18 protein-coding genes are annotated in these 16,141 nt (G+C 68.2%); 5 read left to right on the top strand and 13 right to left on the bottom strand.

Annotated features, from left to right (window positions below; genetic code table 11):
* Positions 1 to 29 precede the first annotated feature (29 nt).
* The 5 genes from rimM to leuC all read left to right on the top strand — a co-directional run bounded on the left by rimM (position 30) and on the right by leuC (position 4,199).
* Positions 30 to 668 carry a ribosome maturation factor RimM gene (rimM, locus tag NYR58_RS12675; RefSeq protein ID WP_261521228.1) on the top strand — a complete coding sequence of 213 codons (639 nt, stop codon included), beginning with the start codon at positions 30 to 32 and terminating at the stop codon, positions 666 to 668.
* Positions 665 to 1,372: a tRNA (guanosine(37)-N1)-methyltransferase TrmD gene (gene trmD / locus NYR58_RS12670; protein ID WP_261521227.1), complete on the top strand. Its 708-nt coding sequence runs from the start codon at positions 665 to 667 to the stop codon at positions 1,370 to 1,372. Before rimM ends, trmD begins: the two co-directional genes overlap by 4 nt.
* Positions 1,369 to 1,719: a DUF4260 domain-containing protein gene (locus NYR58_RS12665; RefSeq protein ID WP_261521226.1), complete on the top strand. Its 351-nt coding sequence runs from the start codon at positions 1,369 to 1,371 to the stop codon at positions 1,717 to 1,719. The genes trmD and NYR58_RS12665 overlap by 4 nt, the downstream gene beginning before the upstream one ends.
* A gap of 251 nt (positions 1,720 to 1,970) precedes the next feature.
* Positions 1,971 to 2,495, top strand: coding sequence for a 50S ribosomal protein L19 (gene rplS, locus NYR58_RS12660; RefSeq protein ID WP_261521225.1), 525 nt, complete (start codon positions 1,971 to 1,973; stop codon positions 2,493 to 2,495).
* Between the two features lie 294 nt (positions 2,496 to 2,789).
* Positions 2,790 to 4,199, top strand: coding sequence for a 3-isopropylmalate dehydratase large subunit (gene leuC / locus NYR58_RS12655; protein WP_261521224.1), 1,410 nt, complete (start codon positions 2,790 to 2,792; stop codon positions 4,197 to 4,199).
* A gap of 49 nt (positions 4,200 to 4,248) precedes the next feature.
* Here the strand turns inward: leuC and NYR58_RS12650 are convergent, their stop codons facing one another.
* The 13 genes from NYR58_RS12650 to rplU form a co-directional block, all read right to left on the bottom strand.
* Positions 4,249 to 4,755: an RNA pyrophosphohydrolase gene (locus NYR58_RS12650; protein ID WP_261521223.1), complete on the bottom strand. Its 507-nt coding sequence runs from the start codon at positions 4,753 to 4,755 to the stop codon at positions 4,249 to 4,251.
* Positions 4,756 to 4,765: 10 nt separating this feature from the next.
* Complete coding sequence (locus tag NYR58_RS12645) at positions 4,766 to 5,932, bottom strand: divergent polysaccharide deacetylase family protein (RefSeq protein ID WP_261521222.1); 1,167 nt, start codon at positions 5,930 to 5,932, stop codon at positions 4,766 to 4,768.
* A 69-nt stretch (positions 5,933 to 6,001) separates the two neighbouring features.
* On the bottom strand, positions 6,002 to 7,330 hold the full coding sequence (locus NYR58_RS12640) for a S41 family peptidase (protein WP_261521221.1): 1,329 nt from the start codon (positions 7,328 to 7,330) through the stop codon (positions 6,002 to 6,004).
* Positions 7,320 to 8,597, bottom strand: a complete 1,278-nt coding sequence (locus NYR58_RS12635; RefSeq protein ID WP_315903336.1) for a murein hydrolase activator EnvC family protein — start codon at positions 8,595 to 8,597, stop codon at positions 7,320 to 7,322. The genes NYR58_RS12640 and NYR58_RS12635 overlap by 11 nt, the downstream gene beginning before the upstream one ends.
* A gap of 114 nt (positions 8,598 to 8,711) precedes the next feature.
* Positions 8,712 to 9,191, bottom strand: coding sequence for a 23S rRNA (pseudouridine(1915)-N(3))-methyltransferase RlmH (gene rlmH / locus NYR58_RS12630; protein ID WP_261521337.1), 480 nt, complete (start codon positions 9,189 to 9,191; stop codon positions 8,712 to 8,714).
* Between the two features lie 165 nt (positions 9,192 to 9,356).
* On the bottom strand, positions 9,357 to 9,731 hold the full coding sequence (gene rsfS / locus NYR58_RS12625) for a ribosome silencing factor (protein ID WP_261521220.1): 375 nt from the start codon (positions 9,729 to 9,731) through the stop codon (positions 9,357 to 9,359).
* Positions 9,732 to 9,878: 147 nt separating this feature from the next.
* Positions 9,879 to 10,523, bottom strand: coding sequence for a nicotinate-nucleotide adenylyltransferase (locus NYR58_RS12620; RefSeq protein ID WP_261521219.1), 645 nt, complete (start codon positions 10,521 to 10,523; stop codon positions 9,879 to 9,881).
* Between the two features lie 4 nt (positions 10,524 to 10,527).
* Positions 10,528 to 11,814 carry a glutamate-5-semialdehyde dehydrogenase gene (locus tag NYR58_RS12615; protein WP_261521218.1) on the bottom strand — a complete coding sequence of 429 codons (1,287 nt, stop codon included), beginning with the start codon at positions 11,812 to 11,814 and terminating at the stop codon, positions 10,528 to 10,530.
* On the bottom strand, positions 11,798 to 12,961 hold the full coding sequence (gene proB, locus NYR58_RS12610) for a glutamate 5-kinase (protein WP_261521217.1): 1,164 nt from the start codon (positions 12,959 to 12,961) through the stop codon (positions 11,798 to 11,800). Before proB ends, NYR58_RS12615 begins: the two co-directional genes overlap by 17 nt.
* A 10-nt stretch (positions 12,962 to 12,971) precedes the next feature.
* On the bottom strand, positions 12,972 to 14,009 hold the full coding sequence (gene obgE, locus NYR58_RS12605) for a GTPase ObgE (RefSeq protein WP_261521216.1): 1,038 nt from the start codon (positions 14,007 to 14,009) through the stop codon (positions 12,972 to 12,974).
* Positions 14,010 to 14,097: 88 nt separating this feature from the next.
* Positions 14,098 to 14,685 carry a GNAT family N-acetyltransferase gene (locus NYR58_RS12600; RefSeq protein ID WP_261521215.1) on the bottom strand — a complete coding sequence of 196 codons (588 nt, stop codon included), beginning with the start codon at positions 14,683 to 14,685 and terminating at the stop codon, positions 14,098 to 14,100.
* Positions 14,686 to 14,806: 121 nt separating this feature from the next.
* Positions 14,807 to 15,076, bottom strand: coding sequence for a 50S ribosomal protein L27 (gene rpmA / locus NYR58_RS12595; protein WP_261521214.1), 270 nt, complete (start codon positions 15,074 to 15,076; stop codon positions 14,807 to 14,809).
* 95 nt (positions 15,077 to 15,171) lie between these two features.
* Complete coding sequence (gene rplU, locus NYR58_RS12590) at positions 15,172 to 15,780, bottom strand: 50S ribosomal protein L21 (protein ID WP_261521213.1); 609 nt, start codon at positions 15,778 to 15,780, stop codon at positions 15,172 to 15,174.
* Positions 15,781 to 16,141: the final 361 nt, after the last annotated feature.

Genomic DNA, 16,141 nt, shown 5'->3' with positions numbered 1-16,141 from the left:
CTTCCGGGCAGGCGGGCGGAGGACGGGCAATGACGCGCAGGCGGGAGACCGGCGACAGGAAGGACACGCGACCGGCAGGCGGCCCCCGGAACCCGGTGCAGCTCGGCGTCGTGGGGGCCGCCCACGGCATCCGCGGCGAGGTGCGCGTCAAGCCCTTCACCGACGATCCTCTGGCGCTCGGCCGCTACGGCCCGCTCTATACCGCCGCGGGACGGATGCTGAAGATCGTGCGCATGCGCCCGGCCCGCAACGTCGTCATCGTGCGGTTCGACGGCGTCGACGACCGGGACGGTGCGGAGACGCTGACGGGCGAGGCGCTGTTCGTGGATCGCGCGGCCCTGCCCCAGGCGCTGGAGGAAGAGGAGTTCTACCACGCGGACCTGATCGGACTGCCGGCCTTCGACGAGACGGGGGAGGAGATCGGCACGGTGATCGCCGTTCACAATTTCGGCGCCGGCGACATCCTGGAAATCCGCCCTGCGGCGGGACCGACCCTGATGGTGCCCTTCACGCATGATGCAGTGCCGGAGGTGGACCTCGACGAGGGGGCGGTGCGGCTCGACAGCGTGGCCGCCGGGCTCGACCGCAGGCAGGAGAGCGCCGGTGCCGCGCCCGTGGACCCCCGGGCACGCCCGCGCGGGCCGAAGGAAGCGGGAGGCAACCGTTGAGCTTTCGCGCCACCGTGCTCACCCTCTATCCCGAGATGTTTCCCGGCCCGCTCGACCTGTCGCTCGCCGGGCGCGCCCGCGCGGCGGGCATCTGGTCGCTGGAGACGGTGCAGATCCGGGATTTCGCGCAGGACAGACATCGCAGCGTCGACGACACGCCGGCAGGCGGCGGCGCCGGCATGGTGATGCGCGCCGACGTGCTGGCCCGCGCCATCGACCGGGCGGCGGCGCCGGGCGACGAGCGCCCCAGGCTCCTGATGAGCCCGCGCGGCCGCCCGCTTACCCAGGCGCGGGTGCGCGCGCTGGCAGCCGGCACCGGCGCGCTCATCGTCTGCGGCCGTTTCGAGGGCGTGGACCAGCGTGTCATCGAGGCACGCGATCTGGAAGAGGTGTCGATCGGCGACTACGTGCTGTCGGGCGGCGAGCCGGCGGCGCTTGTGCTGCTCGACGCCGTTGTGCGCCTTCTGCCTGGCGTGATGGGCAACGAGACCTCCGGCACGGAGGAAAGCTTCGAGGGCGGGCTTCTGGAGCATCCCCACTACACGCGCCCCCCGCTCTTCGAGGGCCGGCCGATCCCTGACGTGCTGACCTCCGGAAACCACCGCCGAATCGCCGAATGGCGACGGCAGGAGGCGGAGCGGCTGACCGCCGAGCGCCGGCCGGATCTTTGGGCCGCCTACACCAAGGGCGAGACTGAGCAATGAAACAGCTTTTGAGAATCGAGCACGCCGCGCTGGCCGCGGCGGCCCTCTATGCCTATCATCTGAGCGGTGGTGGCTGGTGGTTGTTTCTGCTGCTTGTCCTGGTCCCCGATCTTTCCATGCTGGGCTATCTGGCCGGCCCGCGCGTCGGTGCCTGGTGCTACAATGCCGTGCATAGCTGGCTCGCGCCGGTCTTGCTCTATCTCCTCGGCATTGCGGCGGGCCAGCCGCTCATGGCCCAGATCGCCCTCGTTCTGGCCGCTCACATCGCCATCGATCGCGCCTTGGGCTATGGGCTGAAGCGCGAGAGCGGCTTCAAGGATACGCATCTGGGGCGCATCGGCGGCTGAAACGGGCAGCGCATCGGGCGGCCGGCGGCCCTGGCGGGGCATCAGGCGCGGCCTTCTGCTGTTGATTCTCCGGTCATTCTCGTGTATGTGCGCAGCCCATCGTAGCTGCCATGGGAGGTCCATGGCCGACGTTTAAGCTTAAAGAACGCGCATTCGCTCCTGCGCTTCCCGGGAAGCGCACCCTTCAGGCGGTCCAGGACTGCCGGCGGGACGAGCGCTCTGGCGGTCTCAAGAACAAAGAGGACAAGACGATGGACCTTATCCGTCAGCTCGAGGCCGAGCAGGCCGCCAAGATCGCCGCCCAGCGCACCCTTCCCGACTTTTCACCAGGCGACACCCTGCGTGTGCTGGTGCGCGTGACCGAGGGAAGCCGCACCCGCGTGCAGGCTTTCGAGGGCGTGTGCATCGGCCGTTCGGGGGCCGGCCTCAACGAGAGCTTCACGGTGCGCAAGATTTCCTACGGTGAGGGCGTGGAGCGTGTCTTCCCCGTCTACTCGCCGCTGGTCGAAGGCGTCGAGGTGGTGCGCCGCGGCAAGGTGCGCCGCGCCAAGCTCTACTACCTGCGTGAGCGTCGCGGCAAGTCGGCCCGCATCAGCGAGAACACCGGCGCCCGCGCCCGCAAGCTGAACGAGGCCGAACGCCAGGTGGCCGCCGAGGAGAAGGCCCGTATCGAGGCCGAGAAGATCGCCGCCGCCGAGGCCCTGGCCGCGGAGAAGGCGGCCCAGGAAGCCGCCGAGGCCGAAAACCGGCAGAACGCCGAGGCCAAGGGCGAATAAGCCTCAGCCCATCGCGTCTTTCGGCGGGGGAGCGCGTCTGCGTGCTCCCCTGTCTTTTGCGGGGCTTCGAGCCGGGCGCGCCCGATTGCCGAAGGGCCAAAACATTGGTATGACCGGGCCATGAAGGCATTTTGCGCACCTTTGCCCTGCAGGCCGTTCGTGCTGCAGGATGTGAAGCGCCTGCCGGGGCGCTTTTTTGCGCGCATCTCCGGCGCGCTTCTGTGCCGACTTGGCTGAGCGGACGAGACGCCGCCCGCAAGGGCTTTCCTTTTCCGCGACCGAGGACTTTTGACGATGAGCGAACCGCGCACCCTCTACGACAAGGTATTCGACGACCACGTGGTCGACCGGCAGGAGGACGGCACCTGCCTGATCTATATCGACCGCCATCTGGTGCATGAGGTGACGAGCCCGCAGGCCTTCGAGGGCCTGAGGATGGCCGCGCGCACCGTGCGGCACCCGGAGAAGACGCTGGCCGTCGTCGACCACAACGTGCCCACCTCGCCGGATCGCAAGTTCGGCATCAAGAACGAGGAAAGCCGTATCCAGGTCGAGGCGCTGGCGAGGAATGCCGCCGAGTTCGGCATCGAATACTACAACGAGGCCGACCAGCGGCAGGGCATCGTGCACATTGTCGGCCCCGAGCAGGGCTTCACCCTGCCGGGCATGACCATCGTGTGCGGCGATTCCCACACCTCCACCCACGGCGCCTTCGGCGCGCTGGCCCACGGCATCGGCACCTCCGAGGTGGAGCATGTGCTTGCCACCCAGACGCTGATCCAGCGCAAAGCGAGGAACATGCTGGTCCAGGTGGACGGCAAGCTGCCGCACGGCGTCACGGCAAAGGACATCATCCTCGCCATCATCGGCGAGATCGGCACGGCCGGCGGCACCGGCCATGTGATCGAATATGCGGGCGAGGCGATCCGCGCCCTTTCCATGGAAGGCCGCATGACGGTCTGCAACATGTCCATCGAAGGCGGCGCGCGCGCCGGCATGATCGCTCCCGACGAGACGACCTTCGAATACATCAAGGACCGCCCGCGCGCGCCGAAAGGCAGGGCCTGGGATATGGCCCGCGCCTATTGGGAAACGCTGCGCACGGACGAAGGGGCGCATTTCGACCGCATCGTCCGGCTCGATGCCGCCAATCTGCCGCCTCTGGTGACCTGGGGTTCATCGCCCGAGGATGTGGTGTCGGTCACCGGCACGGTGCCCGATCCGGATCTGATCGAGGACGAGACCAAGCGCGCCTCGAAGAAGCGGGCGCTCGACTATATGGGCCTGACGCCCGGCACCAGGATCACCGACATCGCGGTCGATCGCGTCTTCATCGGCTCCTGCACCAATGGCCGGATCGAGGATCTGCGGGCGGTGGCGCGTGTCGTGGAAGGAAAGCGTGTCCACGAGCGCGTGAATGCCATGATCGTGCCGGGCTCCGGCGTCGTCAAGGCACAGGCGGAGGCCGAAGGGCTGGACAAGATCTTCAAGGCCGCCGGTTTCGATTGGCGCGAGCCTGGCTGCTCCATGTGTCTGGCCATGAACGACGACCGCCTGAAGCCGGGCGAGCGCTGCGCCTCCACCTCGAACCGCAACTTCGAGGGTCGCCAGGGCTTCAAGGGCCGCACGCACCTCGTCTCGCCGGCCATGGCGGCCGCGGCGGCGATTGCCGGGCATTTCGTCGACATCCGCGAGTGGCGCTAGGCGGGAGGCGGCTTTCCGCCGCTTGTGCACCGGCCCCGGCTGGGGGGGCCTATGGGGCGAGATGGCGGAAGGCGGCCACCACCTGCTCATAGGCGCGGCGCTTGAACGGCACGATGAGCCCGGGCAGCGCCTCCATGGGCTTCCATGCCCAGGCGTCGAACTCCGCCGCGTGGCCGCCCGGCGGCGGGTCGATGGCGATCTCGCTCTCGTCGCCCTCGAAGCGGAAGGCAAACCACTTCTGCTTCTGCCCGCGAAAGCGCCCCTTCAGCGCAACGCCCACCAGGTGCTCCGGCAGGTCATAGGTGATCCAACCCGGTGCCTCGGCAAGGAGAGAGACGCTGCGGATGCCTGTTTCCTCGTAGAGCTCGCGGCGGGCCGCTGCGAGCGGCTCCTCCCCCTCGTCGATGCCGCCCTGGGGAAGCTGCCACAGCATGGCGGCGCCATCGAGCTCGTCTGCGGGCCTGACCTTGCGACGACCGGCCCACACCTCGCCTGCCGCGTTGAGCACCATCATGCCCACGCAGGGTCGGTAGGGCAGATCATGCGCCTTCGTCATCGCCTCCCCCTCAGTTGCGCTCGGGGTCGAATGCCACCGCCGACACCGGGACCAGCTCTATACCGCGTTTCGTGACCTCCTGCGCCCACGCCGCCACGGTATCCACCGTCAAGGTGAGTGCGGAGCCGGTGCCCACGGCGAAGCCGCGCACCCGCGCGATGCGCTCCAGCTCGTCGAGCCTTTCCAGGATGGCGCCGCGGCCGCCCTCGGCATCGATCACGGCATCGCCCGCCGCGAAGGGAACGCCGCTTGCAAGTGCGGCCTCCTGCGCCACGCTGCGCGCGGAGGTGCCGTCATCGAGATAGCCAAGCCCGCGCCGGCCAAGCTCTCCCATCAGCACATCCATCGCCTGCCGGTCGGCGGTAAAACGCGCGCCGGTGTAGTTGACGATGCCGGTATAGTTGGTGATGCGCGCCAGCATCCAGCGCAGCTTCTGCAGGTTTTCCTCCTCAGCGGCAGCGACGCGCAGCATGTGCTTGCCCGTGCTGCCGCTCGGCGTGCCGAACGGCTCCATGGGCACCTGCAGCATCACCTCATGGCCCTCCTGGCGCGCGGTGCGCATCCAGCGCGCGAGGCTGTTGCCAAGCGGCGCAAAGGCCAGGGTGATCTCCGAGGGCAGCTTGCTGATCGCCTCCTGCGTGCCGGTCTGCGAGATGCCGAGGCCGCCGATCAGCAGTGCGATGCGCGCACCCCGCGCGCCCGACCAGCCGCGCGCATAGACGTCGAAAGGCCGCCGGCCCGCCGCGTCGCGCACCGGCAAGGGGCCGACATCCGACTGCTCGACCAGGGCGGGATCGGGAAGATGGGCAAGCCGCGGGTTCTGACCGAGCGCCGAGGGATCGCGGACGATGACGACGTTTCCCCCCGGGGGCGGAGCTTGCGGATCGACGCGGATGATGGCCGCACCGGGCGCACCGCTTGCAGGCTTGTTCTCCGCCGGCTCCCGAGGTGTGTGCGCCTCCACGGCCCCGGCGACCTGCGGCTCGGAAAGCGCCGGTGGCGGCGGATCGCGGAACGGCCGCTCGCGCAGCGCGATGGCGCCGGAACCGCCAAACACGGCCAGCGAAAGAACCAGAAGGGCCAGCCGCCCGGGCGGCAGCAGCCGGCGGCGCAATGGATGTGTCCTGGCCTTTTCCTGCCCAAGCGGCTGGTCGATGCCGTTGCCAACAGGTTCCATGCGCTCCCGCGTCTCCCCCAGACCCCGCCGCGGCCGAGCGCGGCGCCCCGAAGCGGGGCGCCGGCTGTCCTACTGGTTGTTCATCACCGCCTTGTCCGGATTGGGCGGGAAGGCGGGATCGGTCTTCACGCCACGCAGGAGATCCAGCGCGTGGGCAAGCTGCAGGTCGTCCGCCGGATCCGGTGGCACATAGGCGATGGAGCCGGAGCCTTCCTCGCTCTCCTCGGAGCCGCGAATATGGCCCGGCAGCTCCGATTCGCCGCGCGTCACGTCGAGACCCTGAAGCTCTTCGGGAAGCGGCTGTTCGACGCGGATGTCGGGGGTGATCCCCTTGCCCTGGATCGACTGGCCGGACGGCGTGTAGTAAAGCGCCGTGGTCAGCCGCAGGGCACCGTTCTCGCCCAGCGGAATGATGGTCTGCACCGACCCCTTCCCGAAGGAGCGGGTGCCCAGAAGCGTGGCGCGGCGGTGGTCCTGAAGCGCGCCGGCAACGATCTCCGATGCGCTTGCCGAGCCGCCATTGATGAGGACGATCAGCGGCTTGCCGTCCGCAAGGTCGCCGGCACGCGCGGAGAAGCGCGCGATGTCGCCGGGCTCGCGCCCGCGGGTGGAGACGATTTCGCCGCGATCCAGGAAGATGTCGGAAACATTGACCGCCTGATCGAGCAGGCCGCCGGGATTGAGCCGCAGATCGAGCACATAGCCCTTGAGCTCATCCTCCGGCACCTCGGCCTGGATCGCCTCGATGGCCTCGCGCAGATCGTCGGTCGTCTTCTCGGTGAACGAGGTGATCTTCAGATAGCCGACATCCTCCTCCACACGGTACTTGACCGCCTTCACCTTGATGATGTCGCGCACGATGGTGATGGTGAGCGGCTTGGGCTGGCCCTCGCGCAGGATCGTGAGCTCGATCGGCGTGTCGACGGGACCACGCATCTTGTCCACCGCATCGCTCAACGTCATGCCGCGCACCGGCGCGCCGTCGATCTTCTCGATCAGGTCGCCGGCCAGCACACCGGCGCGGGCGGCCGGCGTGTCCTCGATGGGCGCGACCACCTTGACGAGCTCGTTCTCCATCGTCACCTCGATGCCGAGGCCGCCGAACTCGCCTTTCGTCTGGACGCGCATATCCTGCGCGGCTTCCGGATTGAGGTAGGAGGAATGCGGATCGAGCGAGGAAAGCATGCCGTTGATGGCGCTTTCCACCAGCTCTTTTTCGTCCGGCGGCGTCACATACTGCGCGCGCACGCGCTCGAAGATGTCGCCGAAGATGGCGAGCTGCCGGTAGGTCTCCGTCCCTGCCGCGTTGGCCGCCGAGCCCGCATTGCCGTAGACGAGGCTTACGGTCGAGGCGCCGATCAATGCTCCGGCAAGCAGCAGCGACAATTTACGTATCATTTCCCGTCCTTCCAGATAGCTCTCGCGCCCACCAGGGCTTCGGATCGATCGGTTTCCCGTCCTTCCTGAACTCAATATAAAGCTCCGGCGTCGTGTTGCCCACCGTCGAAGCCTGGATACTTGCCAGCCGCGCCTCACCCATCATGCCCACCGGCTCTCCCGCCAGCACCGGCTGGCCCAACGAGACGTTGAGCCGGTCCATCCCGGCAAGGACGATATGATACCCGTCGCCGGGATTGAGTATCAAGAGCTGCCCGTAGGAGCGGAACGGTCCAGCATAGAGAACCGTCCCGTCCGCTGGCGCGGTGACGATCGCGCCCGATTGTGTTCTTAGGATGTCGCCCTTAAGAGTGCCTCCCATGCCGTCCTCCTCGCCGAAACGGCGGGCGAGGCGGCCCGAAACGGGAAGCGGAACCAGGCCCTTGCGTTCGGCGAAGGGCAGGGCCTCGGAAAGCTCGCCCGGTCCCGCCTCGGCCATGGCCTCGCGCAGGGTCTCGATCTCCTTTTCCAGCGTGGCAATGAGCTCCTGCAGGCTCTGTGCCCGGGCCGCCATCTCCTCGGCGCGCGCGCGCTCCTGCGCCATGCGCTTCTCCGCCTCGGCCTGCAGGCGCTGCTTCTCCTTGAGCAGCAGGGTCAGGCGCTCCTGCTCTTCCGCCTGCGCGGTCATTTTTTCGTGAAGGCGTTCCTGCTCGCCGCCGATGGAGGTCATGATGCGCGTCAGCTCGCGCAGATCGGTGACGAGCATCTCCGTCTCGGCGCGCATTTCCGGCACCACGGCCCCCAGCAGAATGGCGCTACGCACGGATGACAGCGCGTCCTCCGGCTCCACAAGGATGGCCGGCGGGGGGTTGAGCCCCATGCGCTGCAGCGCGCCAAGCACCTCCGCCAGCGTGCCGCGGCGGCGGTCGAGGGAGTGCCGCAGCTCGTCGCGCCGCCGGGTAAGCGCGGCCAGACGCGCCTCGATGTCCTCGATGTCCTCGGCGAGCTTGCGCTGGGTCTTGACCGTCTGGATCAGCGCCGCGGTCAGCGCCGCGCTGTCGTCGCGGATTGCCGCGATCTCGGCGGTCAGCTCCTGCTGACGCCTTTCGGACACCACGAGCTGCTGCGACAGGCGGCGATATTCCTCCACGTTCTCGTTGTGGCGCAGCTCCAGCCCGTCGAGCCCCTGCGCGCCCGCCATTCCCGGCAGGAAAAGGCCGGCGACCAGAAGCCCGGCCGCCAGCAAGCGCGCGCCCCGTCCGGCATGGCTGATCCCTCTCGCCTTCATCTCACCGTCGCAGGAAAAGTGTCGCCTCCATCATAGGGCAAAGTTCGTTAAGGAAGCATCAACCATAGCGCGGCTGGCGGGCAACCGTTGCGGCGGCCCGCGCCCCGCGCCGCCTCATTCGCGGTGATAGGGGTGGCCGGAGAGGATGGTCACGACACGATAGAGCTGTTCAGCCAGCATGACGCGGACCAGCTGATGCGGCCAGGTCTGGGCGCCGAAGGAGAGGCAGAGAGCGGCCTGCCTGCGCAGGGCCTCGTCGTGGCCGTCGGGCCCGCCAATGGCGACGACAAGACGCCGCTCTCCACCATCGCGCAGCGTGGCGAGCCTGTCGGCAATCTGGCGCGAGGACAGATTTCTGCCGCGCTCGTCGAGCAGGATCAGCGAGGCGCCGGCTGCCGCCTCCAGCAGACGCTGCCCCTCCTCCCGCCGGCGCTCGGCCGCCGTGCGTGCCCGGCTTTCGGACGCCTCGCCCACGCCGGCGAACTCCAGCCCCACGGCCGGACCGGCCTTTGCCAGCCGCTGGAAGTAGCGCTCCGCAAGTTCCTTCTCGGCGCCGGCCTTCATGCGGCCCACGGCATGCACGGCAATACGTATCGGGAAATCCTCCCTGTCCGGGCGCGACAAGCGCTTGAGCAAGGACAGACACGCCAGAACCCGGCCTTCCGGCGCAGGGTCCGGCAAGTTTCATGCCTTCAGGCCGCTGGCCTCCGGTCCGGCACGCCCCGGCAGAAGCTGCGGGGCGCGCGCCCGGTCGGGCCGCTAGTGCACCGTCTCTCCATCGAGGTCCGGTGCCTGCCACATCTTCTCGATGTTGTAGAACTCCCGAACCTCCGGGCGGAACACGTGAACGATGATGTCGCCCGAATCGATCAACACCCAGTCGGCGCCGGCAAGCCCCTCCACCCGTGCGGTGCCGAGGCCGGCATCCTTGAGCGCGCGGATGAGGTGTTCGGCGACAGCCGCCACATGGCGGTGTGACCGGCCGGAGGCGACGATCATGTAATCCGCCAGCGGAGACTTGCCCTGAATGTCGATGGAGACGATGTTCTCGGCCTTCGAGTCTTCCAGACTCTTCAGCGCTGCGCTTACGGCGCGGGACACGCTGCTCTCAGCCGCCCCGGCCGGCGAAGGCATGATGTCTGCCTTCTTCTGTAGTGCTGTTCTCAGTGTCTTTCCCTTCCAGCAAGAACAACCGTACCGCGCGGCACCTGCCGCACGATACCCAATAGATAGGCAGACAAGCTTGTCAGTTTCAAGACAGGATTGCCGCCCGCCGCCGCTTCAGCGGCCATCGGGGCCGCCGACGCCCGCCTCGCGCAGGGCGGTGGAGGAGAGGGAGGAGCGGGGGCCGTGGATGAATGTCCATGCGGGCGGCCGCAATCGCGCCAGGCGCGGCGCATCGCTCTCGTCGATTCGGGCATCATCGAAAGTCTTGGCCATCACCGAGGAGAGGAAGGAAAGCGTGGCGCCCGGCCGGTCGAACACGGCGATGGGAACCTTGCGCGCGATGTCGCGCCAGCGTTCCCAGCGATGGAAATCGCGCAGCGAATCCGCCCCCATGACCCACACGAAGTCGACGCCCGGATTGCGCCGGCACACGAGACCGATGGTATCCGCCGTATAGCGCAGGCGGTGCGCCGCCTCGAACGCCGTCACCTTGATGCGCGGATCGGCCGCGCAGGCTTCCGACCAGGCGATGCGGGTGGCCAGTGGCGCCAGCCCGCTGTTGTCCTTCAGGGGGTTGCCGGGTGTGACGATCCACCAGAGCTGATGCAGGCGAAGCCGCCGCAGCGCCGTCTCGGCCACCAGGACATGGCCGGCATGGGGCGGGTTGAAGGAACCGCCGAACAGGCCGACGGCCATTCCCCGCTCCACATGCGGCATGCGCAGGCAGCGTGCCGGAACCTCCTCCCCTTGCCGCGTCATGGGTTCAGGGCCGGACCTGGCCGGAACCGCGCACGCGGTACTTGAAGGAGGTGAGCTGCTCCACGCCCACCGGCCCGCGTGCATGCATCTTGCCCGTCGCGATGCCGATCTCCGCGCCCATGCCGAACTCGCCGCCATCGGCGAACTGAGTGGAGGCGTTGTGCAGCAGGATGGCCGAATCGATCTCGTTGAAAAAGCGCTCCACCGCCCGCGGATCCTCGGCCACGATGGCCTCGGTGTGGTGGGAGGAATAGGTCTCGATGTGGCGGATGGCCTCGTCCACCCCGTCCACCAGCTTCACCGAGATGATGGCATCGAGATATTCCGTCCGCCAGTCTTCCTCGCTGGCCGGAAGCGCGGCGGGAAAGCGCGCGCAGACCGCTGCGTCGCCTCGGATTTCGCAACCGGCGGCCGCCAGCGCTTCGAGGACCGGCAGAAGATGCGTGTCTGCGGCTGCCCGGTCGACGAGCAGCGTCTCCGCCGCGCCGCAGATGCCGGTGCGCCGCATCTTGGCATTGAGGGCAACGGCAACGGCCATGTCGCGCATGGCGGAGGCGTCGATATACAGATGGCAGATGCCCTCCAGATGCGCGAAGACGGGCACCCGCGCCTCGCGCTGCACGCGCTCCACCAGGCCGCGCCCGCCGCGCGGCACGATCACGTCGAGATTGCCATCGAGCCCCTTGAGCATCTCGCCCACCGCGGCGCGGTCGGTGACCGGCACACGCTGGATCGCGTCCTGCGGCAGGCCGGCCCGTGCGAGGCCCTCGGTCAGGCAGGCATGAATGGCGGCGGAGGACCGTGCCGAATCCGAACCGCCGCGCAGGATGACCGCGTTGCCGGCCTTCAGGCACAGCGCGCCGGCATCCGCCGTCACGTTGGGGCGGCTTTCGTAGATGACGCCGATGACGCCGAGCGGCGTGCGCACGCGCTCGATGGACAGACCGTTGGGCCGCTCCCACGCGGCGATGACACTGCCCACCGGATCGTCGAGCCCGGCAATGGCGCGCACGCCCGCCGCCATGGCCTCGATGCGCTGGCGGTCGAGCTTCAGCCGGTCCATCAGCGCGGCCGAGAGGCCGGCCTGCGCGCCGCGGCGCATGTCGTCCTCATTGGCGGCGAGGATCTCGTCGGCGCGCGCCACCAGCGCATCGGCCATGGCGGCAAGCGCTGCATTCTTGGCTTCCGCCGAAGCGATGGCCAGCGGGCGGGCGGCGGCGCGCGCGCGCGCGCCCAGCTCGGCCATCAGCCGGGCGACATCCGCCCTCGCCTGCTCATTTGCCTTCAGCATTCTCTTTCTCCACCTCGCTTGCACCCGCCGGCGGCGAGAGCACCAGGTCGTCGCGATGCACCATCGCGCCGCGCGCCTCGTAGCCCAGCACACCGGCGATGTCGCCGGTCTTGAGCCCGGCGATCTTTACGGCATCGGCGGCGTCATAGGCAACCAGCCCCCGCCCCGCCTCGCGCCCGTCGGGGCCCAGGATGGCCACGGTGTCGCCACGCGAGAAGGCACCGGAAACGGACGTGACCCCCGCCGGCAACAGACTTTTGCCGGCCCGCAACGCCGCCAGCGCCCCGGCATCGACACGAATCGTGCCGGCCGGCTCGAGCTGCCCGGCAATCCACGTCTTGTAGGCCCGCACCGGCGTGCGGCTCGGCTTGAAGAGGGTGGCCCGCGCACCCTCCTCGATGGCTTTCAGCGGGTTCATCGGCTTGCCGGAGGCAATCAGCATCGCGGTGCCGGCGGCGGTGGCGATGCGCCCGGCATCGAGCTTCGTGCGCATGCCGCCGCGGGACAGTTCCGAAGCCGCTTCGCCGCCCATCGCCATGATCTCCGGCGTGATCGCCTCGACGATGGGTATGAACCGCGCATCGGGATCGCGCTCGGGCGCGGCGGTGTAGAAGCCGTCGACATCGGACAGCAGGATGAGCAGATCGCTGCCCATCATGGTGGCGACGCGTGCCGCAAGACGATCGTTGTCGCCGTAGCGAATCTCGGTGGTGGCCACCGTGTCGTTCTCGTTGATGACGGGAATTGCCTTCATCTTGAGAAGGGCGGAGATGGTGGCGCGCACGTTGAGATAGCGCCGCCGCTCCTCCGTATCGCCCAGCGTGACCAGCACCTGGCCGGAGGTAAGCCCGTGCCGGGCGAAGGCTTCGGCCCAGGCGCCGGCCAGTGCGATCTGGCCCACCGAGGCCGCGGCCTGGCTTTCCTCCAGCTTCAGGGTCCGCCTGGAAAGCCCGAGAACGGTGCGCCCCAGGGCCACGGCGCCGGAGGAGACGACCATCACCTCGATGCCGCTTGCGGCAAGGCGGGCGATGTCGTCCACCAGCGCCGCCAGCCACTGCCGCTTCAGCCCCGATGTCCGGTCGACCAGAAGGGCGGAGCCGATCTTCACGGTCACGCGTCGGTAGGTAAAGAGGGAGGGACGGTTCATGGAAGGGGCCCTATTTCTGCCAGCGCGCGTCGGGAACCTCGCCCGCCGCCTCCTGCGCTCGCGCGTCCTCGATCACCCGCATCAGCGCGCGCAGCACGGCCTCGACGCCCTCGCCGGTGGCTGCCGACAGCAGCAGCGGTGCACGCCCCGCCGCCGCCTCGAGTGCGGCCGCCTTTTCCCTGCGGGCGTCCCCGTCGAGGAGGTCTGCCTGGCTTAGCGCCAGCACCTCGGGCTTCTGCGCAAGCCCGTGCCCATAGGCGGCAAGCTCGCCGCGCACCGTGGCATAGGCATGCGCCACATCCTCCTCGCGCGCCGAGACGAGGTGCAGGAGAACGCGCGTGCGTTCCACATGCCCCAGGAAACGGTCGCCGATGCCCACCCCCTGATGCGCACCTTCGATAAGGCCCGGAATATCGGCCAGCACGAACTCGCGCGCGTCGATGCGCACGACACCCAGATTGGGATGCAGCGTGGTGAAAGGATAGTCGGCGATCTTCGGCTTGGCCGCCGTGACCGAGGCCAGAAAGGTGGACTTGCCGGCATTGGGCAGACCGACCAGCCCGGCATCGGCAATCAGCTTGAGGCGCAGCCATATCCACCGCTCCTCCCCAGGCAGGCCGGGGTTGGCGCGGCGCGGCGCCTGGTTGGTGGACGACTTGAAGTGCTGGTTGCCGAAACCGCCATTGCCGCCGGCCGCCAGCCGATGGCGCTGTCCCACCCGGGTCAGGTCGCAGATCAGCGTCTCGTTGTCCTCCTCGAAGACCTGGGTTCCCACCGGCACCTTCAGCACCACATCCGCCCCCTTGGCGCCGGTGCGGTTGCGGCCCATGCCGTGCATGCCGGGCCTGGCCTTGAAGTGCTGCTGGTAGCGGTAGTCGATGAGCGTGTTGAGGCCCTCCACCGCCTCCACCCACACGTCGCCGCCACGCCCGCCGTCGCCGCCGTCGGGCCCGCCGAACTCGATGAACTTCTCGCGCCGGAACGAGACCGAGCCCGCCCCGCCGTCGCCGGAGCGGACATAGACCTTGGCCTGGTCGAGAAACTTCATGGCGCCTTTCCCCGTTTCGGGCCTCCTGTAGCGCATCGCGCGTCAAAGCGCGAGGCGCAAGACGGGCCGCCACGGGCGGCCTGTCTTCTCAGCCGCCCCAGCTTCTCAGGCTCACCCAGGTTCGCCGGTCGAGCTGGTAGCGCTCCACCGGCACCTTGCCGGTCATGACCGAATCCATCATGGCCTGGCCGACATACTGGAACCCGCACTTGTGAATGACCCGGCGCGAGGCGTCGTTGATGACGCGGCAGGAGACGTTGAGGCGGTCCACATCGGTGGCGCGGAAGGCGAGGTCGACCAGCGCATGGGCTGCCTCCGTGGCGTAGCCGCGGCCCCAATAGGGCTCGCCGATCCAGTATCCGAGTTCCAGCCCGTAGCGCCTGACATCGAGCCCGGCACAGCCGATGAAGGCGCCGCTGCCGGCCAGCGCCACCGCATAGTGGCACCCGGTGCGCCCTGGCGCGCGGCTGCCGAGAACGAAGGCGCGCGCATCGGCCTCGCTGTAGGGGTGCGGCATGCGCGACAGCATCTCGGCGACGCGGCGGTTGTTGGCGAGTTGCGCGAGCTCGGGAATGTCGTCCTCGTGCGGCGGGCGCAGCACAAGCCGTTGCGTGACGAGGACGGGACAGTCGATCCTCAGACTTTCGCTTTCGACCTCTTCGGTTTCAGCAACCATTTTTCTTCCTCCGGACAAAGTTAAAGGGGAGATGGCAACCCATCTCCCCTGAACCTTTTCCGGCCTTACCGGACACCGGCTCCCAAAGATGGGTTGCCGGTGTTTGGTGTCGCGGAACCGGCTACTCCGCGGGGTCCATAATCGGGTCTACGGACACGTAGGTTCGCCCGTTGGCCTTCCTGGCGAAGGACACGGCACCCGTCGCAAGCGCAAAAAGCGTATGATCCTTGCCCATGCCGACATTGGCGCCGGGGTGCCACTTCGTCCCGCGCTGGCGCACGATGATGTTGCCGGCGAGCACCTTCTCGCCGCCGAACTTCTTCACGCCGAGGCGTTTCGACTCCGAATCGCGACCGTTGCGCGAGGAACCGCCAGCCTTCTTGTGTGCCATGGTGCTACTCCTTTGCGTTCGCCGAACGCTTCATTTTCTTATGAACGCACGGGCGTTCTTTTGCAAATCCATTTCTTCGGGCCAATGCCCGGACCTTATTGCGCCAGCGCCCTGGCCTGCTCGCGCCAGTCCTTGATCTGATCGGCGCTGAAGGGCATGGCCGCGTCGATGCGCGCGATGTCCTCGTCGGAAAGGGCGGCGATCTGCGCGAAGGTGGTGATTCCCTGCTCCTTCAGCTGACCGGCGGCGACCGGGCCGATGCCCTTGATCTTGGTCAGGTCGTCGCCCGCCCCGTCGGGCGCGGTGAACAGCGGCTGCGCCGGCTTTTCGGCGTCGGCCTTGGGTTCGCTCTTGGGCGCCGGCTTGGCTGCCTTCTTGGAGGGTTTGGCGCCGCCCACGAGGATTTCGGAGATGCGCACGGTGGTCAGAAGCTGGCGATGGCCGCGCCGGCGCCGCGAGTTCTTGCGCCGCCGCTTCTTGAAGGCGATGACCTTGGGGCCGCGGCCCTGCTCGACCACTTCGGCGGCGACGCTGGCGCCTTCGACGAAGGGAACGCCGATGGTCACGTTGTCGCCCTCGCCCACGGCGAGCACGCTGTCGAACTGGACGATCTCGCCGGGCTCTCCCGCGATCTTCTCGACCTTGAGGACGTCCTGGGCGGCAACGCGATACTGCTTGCCGCCGGTTTTGATGACTGCGAACATCTTTCTTGCCTTTCGGTGTCCGGTCCGGCTTGGGCCCGCCCGAAGGCACGCCTGCCGTCTTTTTGTCAGTCGTTTAAGCCCGGGCCCGGCCTGCGTGGCTTCGGGCCCACGAAATAAGCGGCGCGGAGGATGCTCCACGCCGCAGATGCGGGCTCCATAGCCAAGTGCGGCGAAAAGGTCAAGGCAGCAGCGAAGGCCGCATCCGATTTGGCCTTGTAAGCGGCGCCTTTCGCCGCTATCTAGGCGCCGCTGCCTTGGGCGCCGAAGCGCGGCCCATGCGGAGAGGTGGCTGAGTGGTTGAAAGCACCGCACTCGAAATTCGTTCGGGGCCGTCCCGATGAATACCAGCCTATCCCATTAG

Origin of the sequence: Chelativorans intermedius, from assembly GCF_025398255.1 — a bacterium.
GTDB lineage: Bacteria > Pseudomonadota > Alphaproteobacteria > Rhizobiales > Rhizobiaceae > Chelativorans > Chelativorans intermedius.
This window is presented reverse-complemented; position numbering and strand designations above follow the sequence as displayed.